This window comes from Proteus sp. G2674 (genome assembly GCF_009915195.1).
Taxonomy (GTDB): Bacteria; Pseudomonadota; Gammaproteobacteria; order Enterobacterales; family Enterobacteriaceae; genus Proteus; species Proteus mirabilis.
Genome location: NZ_JAABLS010000010.1, coordinates 175,469 through 188,374 on the forward strand (window position 1 = coordinate 175,469; position 12,906 = coordinate 188,374).

Consider the following 12,906-nt stretch of genomic DNA (forward strand, 5'->3'; position numbering starts at 1 on the left):
ATAGCATGAGCCAGAAAAACACTTTAAAAGGCGTTTTATGTGCCCTCGGCGCCTATTTGATCTGGGGTATTGCCCCTGTCTATTTTAAAAGCATTCAAGAAGTGCCCGCAGAAGAGATCTTAACACACCGTATTTTATGGTCATTCTTCTTTATGTTACTTTTAATGTCGATCACTCGCCATTGGCCCTATTTACGCCAACTTGTTCGTCAGCCAAAAAAAGTACTAATGTTAGCACTTACTGCGGTGATTATTGCCAGTAACTGGCTTATCTATATATGGGCGGTTAACCACGGATTTATGTTAGAAGCCAGCCTTGGTTACTTTATTAATCCATTAGTTAATGTGTTATTCGGTATGATTTTTTTAGGCGAGCGCTTTCGCCGTATGCAATGGTTCGCCGTAAGCTTAGCCTTTACTGGCGTCTTTATCCAATTATGGCAATTCGGCTCTGTACCTGTTATCGGCCTTAGTTTAGCAGTCACATTCGGCCTATATGGACTATTACGTAAAAAACTTGGGGTAGATGCACAAACGGGTATGACAATAGAAACACTGTGGCTGTTTCCTGTTGCTTTAGTTTATATCCTCTTTTTTACCCATTCACCCACCAGCAATATGTTAGAAAATAGCTGGTCGCTAAATACATTACTGATTGCTGCAGGGGTTATCACCACCGTACCCTTACTGCTCTTTACCGAAGCAGCTCAACATTTGCGTCTATCTACCCTAGGATTTTTCCAGTATATAGGACCCACATTGATGTTTATTCTCGCCACTATGGTGTATGGAGAACAAATCGATGCGGAGCGTTTAGTGACCTTTGGGTTTATTTGGGTCGCCCTTATCTTATTTACTTTAGATGCACTCTACACTCAGCAACGTTTAAGACGAAGTTAGCACATACTTACTATTGAGCTAAATTATCAATACTAATGAAAGCGCCAGAAAGATACCCCTTTCTGGCAGGGCTTGAGTGCTCTTCTTTTGTATTACAACCCATTGCTATCGCTTCTATACGGCGTTGTGAGCGTCTAAAGAATGTTGATGTAGAATTAGTTGCAATACGGATAGCACCGATCACCCCACTTAAATAGAGATTCATGCGCGGCACAAAATCACGTTGATGTCGTAATAATCGACAATAGAGATCTTCTTCAAACGGGTTGGCAGGAGCACTAGGATGGTAAGTATCAAAACGCTGCTCATAAATAGGCTCCACGGGAGGCATTTTATCAACAGAGAAATCCTCAGCGATTTTTGTCACAGGCTTAATTGGATAATAAGTATCAAATAATACAGAAGTAATTTTCATCAGCTAACTCCGTTAAAATAATCTGTAACGGAATTATTAATTCTGTTAATTATATGTTCATTAAAAAAAACACCCTTAACTATCTTCTAGATTAGTAAGGGTGTTTTTTTATATTGCTCTCTTTTAAAAAATTAGCAGTATCAATAAATAGCCAATCACTCTAATCGTGCAAAAGCAGCAACCAACCACTTAATACCTTCACCATTAAAGGCTATTTGTAATCGGCAGTGTTCACCGCTACCTTCGATATTAATAATAGTACCTTCACCAAATTTAGGGTGCTTAACCCGTTGACCAAGGGAGTAACCTGTATCATTACTAACAATCGGTGTACCTAAACGATGATGATTCACGGGACGTGAAACCGTCGCCCGTAACCGTACTTCTTCAACACACTCTTTCGGTAACTCGCCAATAAAGCGCGAAGGTCGATGGCTCACTTCTTTACCATATAAACGGCGGTTTTCAGCGTAAGTAAGTGTTAACTTTTTCATGGCACGCGTCACGCCAACATAAGCTAGCCGACGCTCTTCTTCTAAGCGCCCACCTTCATCCAAGGACATCTGGCTTGGGAACATGCCTTCTTCAACCCCGACAATAAACACTTGTGAGAACTCTAGCCCTTTCGCCGAGTGTAGTGTCATCAATTGAACAGCATCTTGATACGCATCAGCCTGTCCTTCTCCTGATTCTAATGCCGCATGAGAGAGAAAAGCTTGCAATGGCATTAAATCTTCGTCTTCATCTTGATAGCTAAATTGACGAGTCGCCGTCACCAGCTCTTCCAAGTTTTCAATCCGCGCTTGTGCTTTTTCACCCTTTTCCTGCTCATACATCGCTTTTAAGCCAGAATCGCGAATAATACGGTCTGTTTGCACATGCAACGGCATATCCACTGTTTCATTTGCTAACGTCTCAATTAATTCTAAAAAGCGCGCAATTGCGGCAATAGCCCGGCCTGCTAGCATTTTATGCTCAATAACCTGTAATGCACTTTCCCATAATGTGATTTGGTTATCTCTAGCTACTTGGCGAACCACATCTAAGGTTCTATCACCAATTCCACGCGTTGGCGTATTCACAACACGTTCAAAAGAGGCATCATCGTGACGATTCGCTGTTAAACGCATATAAGAGAGGGCATCTTTGATCTCTTGACGCTCGAAGAAACGCTGTCCACCATAAATACGATAAGGCATATTCGCTTGTAATAGCGCTTCTTCCATGATGCGCGATTGGGCATTACTACGATAAAGAATGGCACAATCTGCAAGGGCGCCTCCCTCTTCATGCCAACGCTTAATACGCCCTACTACATAACGCGCTTCATCTAGGTCGTTAAATGCACAATAGAGTGAAATCGGCTCGCCTTCAGCCCCTTCTGTCCATAGGTTTTTACCTAAACGATCGCTATTATTAGCAATTAAGGCATTAGCGGCTTTTAGAATATTACTGGTGGAGCGATAATTTTGCTCTAAGCGGATGGTTTCAGCGCCGGGAAATTCATTTAAAAAGTTTTGAATATTTTCAACTTGAGCCCCACGCCAACCGTAAATAGATTGATCATCATCACCGACTATCATCACCTTACCAGTCTGCCCTGCTAACATCCTGATCCAAGCATATTGAATACGGTTAGTATCTTGGAATTCATCCACTAAGATATTGGTAAAACGGTGTTGATAGTGTTCTAAAATTTGTGGTTTATTCAGCCACAACTCATGGGCACGTAATAACAACTCTGCAAAGTCCACTAAGCCTGCACGATCACAAGCTTCTTGATAAGCTTGATAGACTTTTAACCATGTGGTTTCCACGGGGTTACCATAGGTCTGAATATGTTGTGGGCGGAGTCCCTCATCTTTCTTTCCATTGATATACCACATACCTTGACGAGGAGGCCATTGCTTATCATCAAGAGCCATGGATTTTACAATTCGACGAATTAAACGGTATTGATCATCACTATCAATGATTTGGAAGTCTTGAGGTAAACCAGCATCAAGATAATGCGCCCGTAATAAACGATGGGCAAGACTATGGAAAGTACCTATCCACATTCCCCCTTGACTAGTACCAATCAAGTCCTCAATACGATGGCGCATTTCTGCTGCAGCTTTATTAGTAAATGTTACCGCCATAATGGAAAAAGGAGAGGCTTGTTCAACAGATAATAACCAAGCAATGCGATGTACTAATACGCGTGTTTTACCACTACCAGCACCTGCAAGTACCAGCATATTTACACGCGGTGCTGCAACGGCTTCGCGCTGTTTATCGTTAAGGCCTTCGAGCAGATATGAGACGTCCATAATTACCAATCATTGAGTGAAGAGAAATACTGTGGATATATACAGAAGTTAGTTTATTAAGCAACAAACTAACAGGATTTTACGCCCGATGCAAAACTATGCCCACTGAAAAGTGGATAAAGACCTGCACAGAGCGCGTCTATGATTAAATTAATTCAACCAGTTTAGCTAATTCAGTGATCTCAATATGAGGCATAACACGCGTTTCACCTTCGGTAAACAAACTGCGATTATCTAAATTAATCCAACACGCCTGTAATCCACTTTTAACCGCGCCTTCTACATCCGTCACTAGATGATCGCCTACATGCAAAATATTCTGATGAGGGAGTTTAAGTAACGAAGCCGCCTTATCAAACATATCAGGATAAGGCTTAGAGCGCCCATCAGGCCCTGCCTTTAAAATATGTGTAAAGTATTGCCCCAACCCACAGCTTAATGGATTAGCATTACCATTAGTAATAGCGATTAATGGGATTTTTTCCGCCAGTTGTGTCAACACTTGATGGGTATCGTTAGGGACATTAATACGGCTACGCCAATAAGCAAAATGAGCCATAATTTCATCAGCACCTTGCTGTGCTTTAGTTTCACTATAGCCATAGTCTAACAACATATTTTTAGCCGCTAACCAACGCCACTGAGTGATATCGTGAAAAATATCAGGATTATTTTCTAATAGCGGCTGTTTGTAAGCATCTACATCATGTTCAGTAAAATGGTGAAAACGCTCATCATACTGACGGATAAACGCTAAGGTCTCTTCTTCTGTTTTATCCATCACAGGAACATTGTCATACAGCGTATCGTCTAAATCAAAAGTCATCGCTGCAATCGGCATCAGAGTGCGATAAAAGTGCATTATGATTTTTCTCTCTTAGCTCTTGGATGAGCAGCATCATAGACTTTCGCTAAATGCTGAAAATCTAAGTGAGTATAAACTTGTGTGGTTGATAAATTAGCGTGGCCTAATAGCTCTTGTACTGCTCGCAAATCACCACTTGATTCAAGTAAATGAGTGGCAAAAGAGTGGCGCAGTTTATGAGGATTGACATGGCTACTGAGTCCTTGTTTCACCCCCCAAAGTTCAAAACGTTTTTGCACACTGCGAACAGATAATCGTTTACCGCTTTTCGTTGAGATAAAAACCGCGGTGTCCTCAGGAGAATACAGCTCCCGCATGGCAAACCAATGCTGTAACCACTCTACGGCTTTTCTTCCCAAGGGAACTTTACGCTCTTTACTGCCTTTACCTAATACTCGGACTTCGCCTTCTTGGAGATCAATATCATTAATATTTAAGTTAGTCAGTTCAGATAAACGTAATCCAGCGCCATACATCACTTCCAGCATCGTTCTATCCCTTACAGAGAGGGGATCTTTTAAGTCGATATTCATCAACTGACTGACTTCATCAACATCCATATTTTTAGGCAAGTGACGACCTGATTTGGGTGTTCGAACCCCTTTGGCGGGGTTTACTGCTAACATTCCTTGAGAAACTTGCCAATCAAGGAAGCTACGTAATGCTGAAAAGCGCAATGCTAAACTTGCAGGTTGTAATCCACTGCGATGGCTTTTAGCCAATAACATGCGCACATGTTGGCTTTCCAGTAACGACCATTGGTTGATTTTTATTGCAACCATCATTTGTGCAATGGTCATTAATTGTCGCTGGTAATTTTCTACCGTTACCGGACTTAATCGCCGTTCAACTTCGATATAACTTAAGAAGCTATCAATGGCTAATGAGAGTGTTTCAGGGACGTCAATAATTTGGCTCATTGTCTTGCGATCCAGCGAGTTAATAACTCAGGTAATATCTGCGCGAGTTTATCCAACATTGCCGTTCCCATACCTTCTTGAAAATGTTGGCTATCTCGACTATTAAAAATGATCACCCCTAAATCGCCATAATGCCCTAATAATGAGAGTGCAACAGAGCCAGAACGACGAACATTAGGCATTAATAACATGATTTCTTGGCCATTTAATGGCCCCAAATAGTGATTATTATCGCCCATACGCTGAATACGGAAATGCTCAAATGTTTGACGAGATAGTGCGAGTGTTTGAGCATCTAAAGGAGGTTGTAATTGCCAACGATCGGTGAAAAGACGCAGTTGCACTGAGTAAAGCCCTAACTCCTTCGCCCAAAGATTTAACCGTTCCAGCATTTCCTTTAATGAATTACAGCGGGATAACCCAGAGATAAGCCTTAGTAATTGGCTAAATAGAGATTCATTTTCTGCAGCTTGCTCAATCAACAAACGCATATCCTCTTCAAGATAATGGATACGTGTTCGCTGACGTGACATTATCCACTCCACTAATGAGATACTCCCTCTTACTGGGTGAGGAACTTGCATTTGCTCAATATAGCTGGCATTACGGATAAAGAAACCAGGATGCTCCTTGAGATAATCAATGATGGTTTGATCGTTGAGTTCGTTTTTCTCAGGGTAACAAAACTGCTCATTCTTATCCGTCATACCAAGCACCTCTCAAAAATAATATTATAGCTGGATTGTTCCATCATAAATATGCACAGCAGGTCCTGTCATATAAAGTGGGTTTCCTGTACCTTTCCATTCAATTGATAATGATCCACCCGGTAAATTAACTTTCACTTTTCTATCTAATAAACCTTGGGAGATCCCCACCGCGACAGCGGCACAGGCACCGCTTCCACAAGCTTGAGTTTCTCCAGCACCACGTTCAAATACCCGTAAATGCAATGTATTTCTATCAACCACCTGCATAAAACCAATATTGGCGCGCTCTGGAAAGCGTTCGTGTTGTTCCAATACTGAGCCCAATGACTCAACTTCCGCAGTTTTGATATCTTCCACTTGGATCACGCAGTGCGGATTTCCCATTGACACCACACCACATAGAACTGTTCGTTCCATCGCTCTGATAATATAGGTTTTTTCTACTTTTTGAGCACGAAACGGTACTTTTTGTGGTTCAAACTCTGGCTCTCCCATATTGACACAAACATCTTCATTATCCATAACATGTAAGGTCATTCTGCCAGACTGGGTACTGACTTTTATTTCTCTTTTATTTGTAAGCCCTTTTAGTCTCACAAATCGAGCAAAACAGCGAGCACCATTGCCACATTGTGCGACTTCACTCCCATCAGCATTAAAAATGCGGTAATGAAAGTCCAATTCAGGATCATAAGGTGCTTCAACTACTAACAGTTGATCAAACCCAACACCAGTATGTCGATTGGCTAACCGGCAAATTAATTCTGGTGAAAAATAAACATTTTGGGTAACAGCATCAACAACCATAAAGTCATTGCCTAACCCATGCATTTTTGAAAATTGCATCTTAACCCTGCCTGAAACGGGTGTCCCGTTTCTAATATTGACTAATTGTTTTGTGTTGAGGAAGTCTCAACTTGCTGGGTTGGCTGGGATGACTGAGTCATATTTGCCTGAGTATCTTCAGGCGGGAAATAGAGAGGGCCTTTCAAGCCACAACCAGAAAGAGAAATCAGTGTTATTATAGCAAGGGTGCAACGTAAATACGTTTTCATTCGAAATCTGCCTATCATTAATTTGGTTAATATCCTCTATAATCGCAGTTAGATCTCGAAAAGCAAATAGGAAAATGAAGATGAACGATAGTGAATTTCACCAATTAGCTGACGAATTGATGTCAGAAATAGAACAAACCATTGATAATTATGAAGGTGATGCGGATATTGATTGTGAAATCAATGGTGGCGTAATGACATTAACCTTTGAAAATCATAGTAAAATTATCATTAATCGTCAGGAAGCCTTTCATCAAGTATGGTTAGCAACGCGTTCTGGCGGTTATCATTTTGATTGGAAAGGTACACAGTGGATTTGCGATCGTAGTGGCGGGGAATTTTTAACCATGTTGGCTCAAGCAATCAGCGAACAAAGTGGTGAAGCATTTTCTTTTTAACACAGACAACTAAGTGATGGGTGCTGGAAAGTCCCCATCACTTCTCTATCGGTTTTGCCGTGTCGATTATCAGTGATGATGTACAGCCTGATAGTCATTAAATCCTTGAATAGGCTTAGTACTCATCTCTTCTTTTGGCGCTGTTTTACCTAGATCACTTAGCTTACCAAACGATCCCCCAGCAAAAGGCAGTACTTGCGTTGCTCCATCCACTTTCACGATTTGATAAAACTGTGGCAAATTGAAGTTGATAAAGCTTGAGCCATAAGTAAAGCGATCATGAGATGAAGAGTAAAAACGGCTGACATCTTTTACTAACTCTTCTTTACTGCCTTCGCAGTGAGAATAAATCTCCACTCGATTAGCTTCATCTAAGATATAGATATTAAAGACATTATTATCCTCTGTTGTTTCAAAGAAGAACTGAATAATCCCTTCACAAGCAAAACCATCAATTACAGCGGGCAGATAACGGGCATCTTTGCCTAATTTAACGGGTAATCCATGCAATTTGTTGTATGAAATAGCACCATAAAATTCAATGGCATTCTCCAACTTTTGCACAGAAACATTAAGACGTTCAAAGAACAATCCCCATGTTTGCCCTGCAATACGTAATGCTTTAAAACGCCCAGGCTCTAATCTATTGGTTGATAAACGCAATTCAATACATTCTGAGACTAACTGTTGAACACGGGTGCGAATTAAACCACGTAGATGCTGGCTATAACAAAAAACTTCAACCGAAGCAGGTGGGGCCGCATCTTGGTGCATTTTACCTAAAATAGTTTTTAACGATTCCAACATCGATTGCGTACCATTAAAATGCAGCGTTCTCACTTCATTCCAAGAGTTACGATAGAGTAAATCGATACTACCAATTAAGCATTGCTCTTCCTCGCCAAAGCTAAATACATCCAACTTTCTAAAATCAAAATGCACTACTTGATCAGAAAAACGCTCTGTTGGGTCGACTTCTAAATTGACAATAATGGCTAAATGTCTAATTTCACAAGGGCTATACAGTGCTTTAGGCGTCGGGGCAGGTAAACGAATAGGAAAATGACTCGAGATATCCCGCACTAATTCATGAAGTTTAATTTCATCACAAGAGGAGTCACCTTGATGAATATAAACCTGTGAATCTTTAGTAAGTAACCCATTAAAATAAGACCACGCCACTAATTTATTTAAGTAACGGTTATATTCTAACGGTTGATGACCAACAATATGTGCAAAATCAGGAGCCCGATTATAAAGATACCAACCACTACGATTAGCGCGTCCTGGTGGCACATAGATAAAGGTTAAATGAGGCTCGGATAAATCAGGAGAAATCTGTGGATTAACCAGGGTTACTTTACCCGGTAGTGCTTCAAAAGCGGCATAAAGCTTACGTGTTAATACACCAATATCTTGTGGACTAGCGCTGACACTTAAGTTATTACGGCGCGCAAAACGAATAAGATTACGATAGCTTTGCATCATCGTATCTAATAATTCATTATGTGCGTTACGAACGCGCTCTATTTTCCAGCTATCACGATTATCTAATATCGCTAAACGTTCGTGATCCCACTGCCACTGCGTGACTAACTGAGATAATACTTGGCGTCGCCAACCTGCAGGTTCATTCTCATTTTTTTCATTAGATAGTTTTTCACAAACTTTCAGGTAGAAACAGCGACGGATTAAATCAAGGCGGGTTAAATCATTAATCGAAACTAAATAGCGAGTTACACGCTCAAGCATCATACAATATGCATCTAAACCGTAATTTACGATTTCACCACGATGAAGATGCTGTTTCATTTCTAATGCCAACAATTTGCCATTAGGGTAATCCGCGGAATAGGCTTCCAATAAAATACTTTTTAATACGGCTTTATAAGGTGAATCAACACTCTTATAGAGTTGCCACAGGCTTGCACCAAAATACTCTTCGGCAGAAAGCTCACCTAATCCACCTAAATCAAGCCATTCATTGGGCGTTAATACACCTTGGGCATAGAGTGAATTAACATATTCATCGTAATGGTACTCTTCTTCTACTGGTACCATCGTCCATAACAAACGTTTACCTGCAAGGCGAACAGCGGTACGGTAGAACTCATCAAGTAACAGTATATGCTGAGTTGAGCCGCAATCTTCCCCACCTAAGCTACCACTTGCATGATGACGGAAGCGATTCTCATCAATTAAGAAAAAAGTAACATCAATACCTAATTCTCCCGCCCATTGTTCTATCAGTAAACATTTACGTTGTAAACGCGCACGCTCATCTTGGTCCAGCCAAGATTGGTGACAGACCCAAATATCAATATCGGAGCAGTGACTTTGCCCAATCGAGGAAGTACTTCCCATCGAATAGATACCCGTAATAGGTAACTCTCCGCTGGTGTATCCATTCATTGGCTCATCACATGATGCATTAGTCAGCTTATTGACCCATTGACGTTGCACGTCATCAGGTTCAAAGAAACATGTACCATGAGGGACATTTCCTTGAATATAGCCTGGCAACTGAGGGTGGTGGTAATGCAGTAAAACAGGAATTAAACCATACACCTGTTTAAACACATCACTCATCGATGCAAATGCACGTTCCAGCCTGAGTTGATTAATCGCATCCAGCCGTTGCTTCAGTGTTTCAATATAAAGATACAAGAGTTTCGCCTGAACAATACTAAGAAAATAGTAGAATCTGAGTTTATAAATTACCGAGCTTTAATTATTCAATTATTAATAGATAAAACTTTACTAACAAAATCTCGGAAACGTGATCAATTTAACACCTTGCAAGCAAGGCGTAAAGAGGATCTCAAAATATAGCACCAAGATCTAAATTGCTTTTTTAGTCGCTTAATCGTATAAAGCAGAGCAAATAATGACTTTTATATCATAGAGATAGTCTATTTTACTTATAGAGAAAACATATAGAAAAAAGTGTTGATCGGCCATAAAACAGCTAAAATCGACGAGTTACCTTGTGATAACAAGTTGAAAAAAATACTTACCTTTACCTAAAAAAGAGTAAAAAAATAAAAATAAACATAACCCATTGATATATAATAACTATATATAGTATTGCTTTTTTTTATGAATTATCTATAAAAATAAGTAAATAATAACAATATAAACAATAAAATTAATTAAAGACATATTCAAACTTCATCATTGTCTATTTAAATAAAATTTAAATTTTCATTATTTATTTAATTATTTTATTTCTTTTTTATTAATTAATATTTTTGTTAATTTTTTGGGTAGTTTTATATTATAGAAAAAATAGATAGAAAAGGGTCACATTAAAATAATGGTTGTTTTATCAATGTGTTCAGAAAATTCTGTAAGTCATTCCTTTCTCTCCTCTTAGTATTGTTAAATAAATTAATTTAATGTTTAAATATTGTAAATAACCACACTTTTTATATAGATATAAAACAGTAAAAATATAAAAATAACGATTTTTACTATTTGTAATTCCCTTTTTTTATTTTTTATCTCACTAATATTGATTTAAAACCTCTTTATGATTCATTGTTTCCCTACCACACCACGCCTTAACTGGAAAAATGAACCTTAAAGTGTTAAAACAAAGCCTTATTTATAAACAGAAATTATGCTAACTCGCTCGGAAGAGATAATAATATTATGTCAAAAAGTACCATCCGTATTGCTACACGCCAAAGCCCTCTTGCTATGTGGCAAGCGCTTTATGTTAAAGAACAACTACAAATCGCTCATCCGAGCTTAGTCGTTGAATTAGTACCGATGGTCACGAAAGGCGATATCATCTTAGATACCCCATTAGCAAAAGTGGGTGGTAAAGGGTTATTTGTCAAAGAGCTAGAACTTGCACTACTCAGCTCTCGTGCTGATATTGCCGTACATTCAATGAAAGATGTCCCCATTGATTTTCCTGAAGGTCTGGGATTGGTGACGATTTGTGAGCGAGAAGATCCCCGTGATGCCTTTGTCTCTAATCATTATGATTCATTAGAACAACTGCCAGCCGGAAGTGTCGTTGGTACCTCAAGCCTACGTCGCCAATGCCAATTAAAAGCACTGCGCCCCGATTTAATTATTCGTGATTTACGCGGTAATGTAGGAACCCGCTTAAGTAAACTCGATAATGGCGACTATGATGCTATTATTCTTGCTGTCGCGGGCTTAAAACGTCTTAAATTAACTGAGCGTATTCGTTCTTCTTTGTCTGCGGAACAATCTCTTCCTGCGGTAGGACAAGGTGCCGTTGGCATTGAGTGTCGCTTAGATGATCATGATACTCAAGCCTTATTAGCCGCTCTTAACCACGCAGATACTGCAACTTGTGTAAAAGCAGAACGCGCGATGAACACTCGCCTTGAGGGGGGTTGCCAAGTACCTATTGGTAGTTATGCAATTTGGCAAAACGGCAAAATTTGGCTACGAGCATTAGTTGGCTCCCCTGATGGTGAAACTATTTTACGTGGCGAACGCTTAGTATCACCTGAAGATGCAGAGCAAGCTGGTATTTCTCTTGCCGAAGAGCTACTAGATAAAGGAGCTAGAGAGATTTTAACCGCTGTATATCAAGGTAATACAGCAATATGAGTATTTTAATCACTCGTCCTAGCCCAGCAGGAGAACAACTTACGCAACGCTTAATTGATGCGGGAAAGCATGCTTTTCATGCACCTTTAATAGAAATAGCCGCGGGTAAAGAGCTTTCCATATTAGAAAGCAAATTAAATAAGCTAAGTACGGGTGATTACCTTTTTTTACTTTCTAAAAATGCGGTGTGGTACGCAAACTGGCAACTAAATCAATTACAACAATCATGGCCAGATACGCTATTCTATTATGGAATAGGTCAAAGCACCGCTGAAGAGTTTCAGCAATTAACAGGACATTCTATACATTATCCAGAACTTGGAGAAACCAGTGAAGACCTACTGGCCTTGTCTTCACTTCAACAAATAGAAAACAAGCGAGTACTACTACTAAGAGGCAATGGTGGTCGCGAACTACTTGCCACAACATTACGTCAACGCGGTGCAATTGTTGATGAATGTGAATGTTATCAGCGTCTATTTATTGATTATGTATCTGAAGAGTTTGCGCTAAAGTGGAAAAATGCCCAAGTGGATACCTTTGTGGTCACCAGTGGCGAAATGTTGCAACAACTCTTTTATCTAGTCGCTGGATCTGAAAAAGCATGGCTGTTAGACAGTCATTTAGTGGTGGTCAGTAAACGATTAGCAACAATAGCTAGCACATTAGGCTTTAAAAAAATAACCGTTGCTGAAAGTGCCAATAATGATGCTTTATTTCATGCATTAATATAGAA

General features: G+C 39.8%; 12 protein-coding genes. 4 read left to right on the plus strand and 8 right to left on the minus strand.

Annotated features, from left to right (window positions below; all coding sequences use genetic code 11):
- Positions 1 to 5: 5 nt before the first annotated feature.
- The gene (rarD, locus tag GWI58_RS03280) at positions 6 to 899 is read left to right on the plus strand and encodes an EamA family transporter RarD (protein WP_004249653.1); all 894 of its coding nucleotides are present in this window, start codon (positions 6 to 8) and stop codon (positions 897 to 899) included.
- Positions 900 to 909: 10 nt separating this feature from the next.
- Here rarD and GWI58_RS03285 read toward each other — a convergent pair whose 3' ends face one another.
- From GWI58_RS03285 to lptM, 7 genes are all read right to left on the minus strand, one after another.
- Complete coding sequence (locus GWI58_RS03285; RefSeq protein ID WP_012368710.1) at positions 910 to 1,314, minus strand: hypothetical protein; 405 nt, start codon at positions 1,312 to 1,314, stop codon at positions 910 to 912.
- A 155-nt stretch (positions 1,315 to 1,469) separates the two neighbouring features.
- Positions 1,470 to 3,626 (minus strand): DNA helicase II, encoded by a 2,157-nt coding sequence (uvrD, locus tag GWI58_RS03290; RefSeq protein WP_049201231.1) that lies wholly within the window; start codon positions 3,624 to 3,626, stop codon positions 1,470 to 1,472.
- A gap of 145 nt (positions 3,627 to 3,771) precedes the next feature.
- The gene (yigB, locus tag GWI58_RS03295; protein ID WP_049197473.1) at positions 3,772 to 4,488 is read right to left on the minus strand and encodes a 5-amino-6-(5-phospho-D-ribitylamino)uracil phosphatase YigB; all 717 of its coding nucleotides are present in this window, start codon (positions 4,486 to 4,488) and stop codon (positions 3,772 to 3,774) included.
- Positions 4,488 to 5,411 carry a tyrosine recombinase XerC gene (gene xerC / locus GWI58_RS03300; RefSeq protein WP_004246325.1) on the minus strand — a complete coding sequence of 308 codons (924 nt, stop codon included), beginning with the start codon at positions 5,409 to 5,411 and terminating at the stop codon, positions 4,488 to 4,490. Before xerC ends, yigB begins: the two co-directional genes overlap by 1 nt.
- Complete coding sequence (locus GWI58_RS03305) at positions 5,408 to 6,118, minus strand: DUF484 domain-containing protein (RefSeq protein ID WP_060554995.1); 711 nt, start codon at positions 6,116 to 6,118, stop codon at positions 5,408 to 5,410. The genes xerC and GWI58_RS03305 overlap by 4 nt, the downstream gene beginning before the upstream one ends.
- 24 nt (positions 6,119 to 6,142) lie before the next feature.
- Entirely contained in the window at positions 6,143 to 6,967 is an 825-nt protein-coding gene (gene dapF, locus GWI58_RS03310) for a diaminopimelate epimerase (protein ID WP_004246327.1), read from the minus strand.
- A 41-nt stretch (positions 6,968 to 7,008) separates the two neighbouring features.
- Positions 7,009 to 7,176 carry an LPS translocon maturation chaperone LptM gene (gene lptM, locus GWI58_RS03315; RefSeq protein WP_004246328.1) on the minus strand — a complete coding sequence of 56 codons (168 nt, stop codon included), beginning with the start codon at positions 7,174 to 7,176 and terminating at the stop codon, positions 7,009 to 7,011.
- 80 nt (positions 7,177 to 7,256) lie between these two features.
- Between lptM and cyaY the strand changes: the two genes are divergently transcribed.
- Positions 7,257 to 7,574 carry an iron donor protein CyaY gene (cyaY, locus tag GWI58_RS03320; protein ID WP_049211589.1) on the plus strand — a complete coding sequence of 106 codons (318 nt, stop codon included), beginning with the start codon at positions 7,257 to 7,259 and terminating at the stop codon, positions 7,572 to 7,574.
- Positions 7,575 to 7,643: 69 nt separating this feature from the next.
- Here cyaY and GWI58_RS03325 read toward each other — a convergent pair whose 3' ends face one another.
- Entirely contained in the window at positions 7,644 to 10,241 is a 2,598-nt protein-coding gene (locus tag GWI58_RS03325) for a class I adenylate cyclase (protein WP_004246330.1), read from the minus strand.
- Positions 10,242 to 11,228: 987 nt separating this feature from the next.
- Between GWI58_RS03325 and hemC the strand changes: the two genes are divergently transcribed.
- Both hemC and hemD read left to right on the plus strand, forming a co-directional pair.
- Entirely contained in the window at positions 11,229 to 12,170 is a 942-nt protein-coding gene (gene hemC, locus GWI58_RS03330; protein WP_012368705.1) for a hydroxymethylbilane synthase, read from the plus strand.
- Positions 12,167 to 12,904 (plus strand): uroporphyrinogen-III synthase, encoded by a 738-nt coding sequence (gene hemD, locus GWI58_RS03335; protein WP_094959930.1) that lies wholly within the window; start codon positions 12,167 to 12,169, stop codon positions 12,902 to 12,904. Before hemC ends, hemD begins: the two co-directional genes overlap by 4 nt.
- Positions 12,905 to 12,906 lie beyond the last annotated feature (2 nt).

What these genes read in the sequence shown, in the direction of transcription:
- rarD (WP_004249653.1), top strand. Translation starts at nt 6, where the DNA reads ATGAGCCAGAAAAACACTTTAAAAGGCGTTTTATGTGCCCTCGGCGCC.
- GWI58_RS03285 (WP_012368710.1), bottom strand. Translation starts at nt 1,314, where the DNA reads ATGAAAATTACTTCTGTATTATTTGATACTTATTATCCAATTAAGCCT.
- uvrD (WP_049201231.1), bottom strand. Translation starts at nt 3,626, where the DNA reads ATGGACGTCTCATATCTGCTCGAAGGCCTTAACGATAAACAGCGCGAA.
- yigB (WP_049197473.1), bottom strand. Translation starts at nt 4,488, where the DNA reads ATGCACTTTTATCGCACTCTGATGCCGATTGCAGCGATGACTTTTGAT.
- xerC (WP_004246325.1), bottom strand. Translation starts at nt 5,411, where the DNA reads ATGAGCCAAATTATTGACGTCCCTGAAACACTCTCATTAGCCATTGAT.
- GWI58_RS03305 (WP_060554995.1), bottom strand. Translation starts at nt 6,118, where the DNA reads ATGACGGATAAGAATGAGCAGTTTTGTTACCCTGAGAAAAACGAACTC.
- dapF (WP_004246327.1), bottom strand. Translation starts at nt 6,967, where the DNA reads ATGCAATTTTCAAAAATGCATGGGTTAGGCAATGACTTTATGGTTGTT.
- lptM (WP_004246328.1), bottom strand. Translation starts at nt 7,176, where the DNA reads ATGAAAACGTATTTACGTTGCACCCTTGCTATAATAACACTGATTTCT.
- cyaY (WP_049211589.1), top strand. Translation starts at nt 7,257, where the DNA reads ATGAACGATAGTGAATTTCACCAATTAGCTGACGAATTGATGTCAGAA.
- hemC (WP_012368705.1), top strand. Translation starts at nt 11,229, where the DNA reads ATGTCAAAAAGTACCATCCGTATTGCTACACGCCAAAGCCCTCTTGCT.
- hemD (WP_094959930.1), top strand. Translation starts at nt 12,167, where the DNA reads ATGAGTATTTTAATCACTCGTCCTAGCCCAGCAGGAGAACAACTTACG.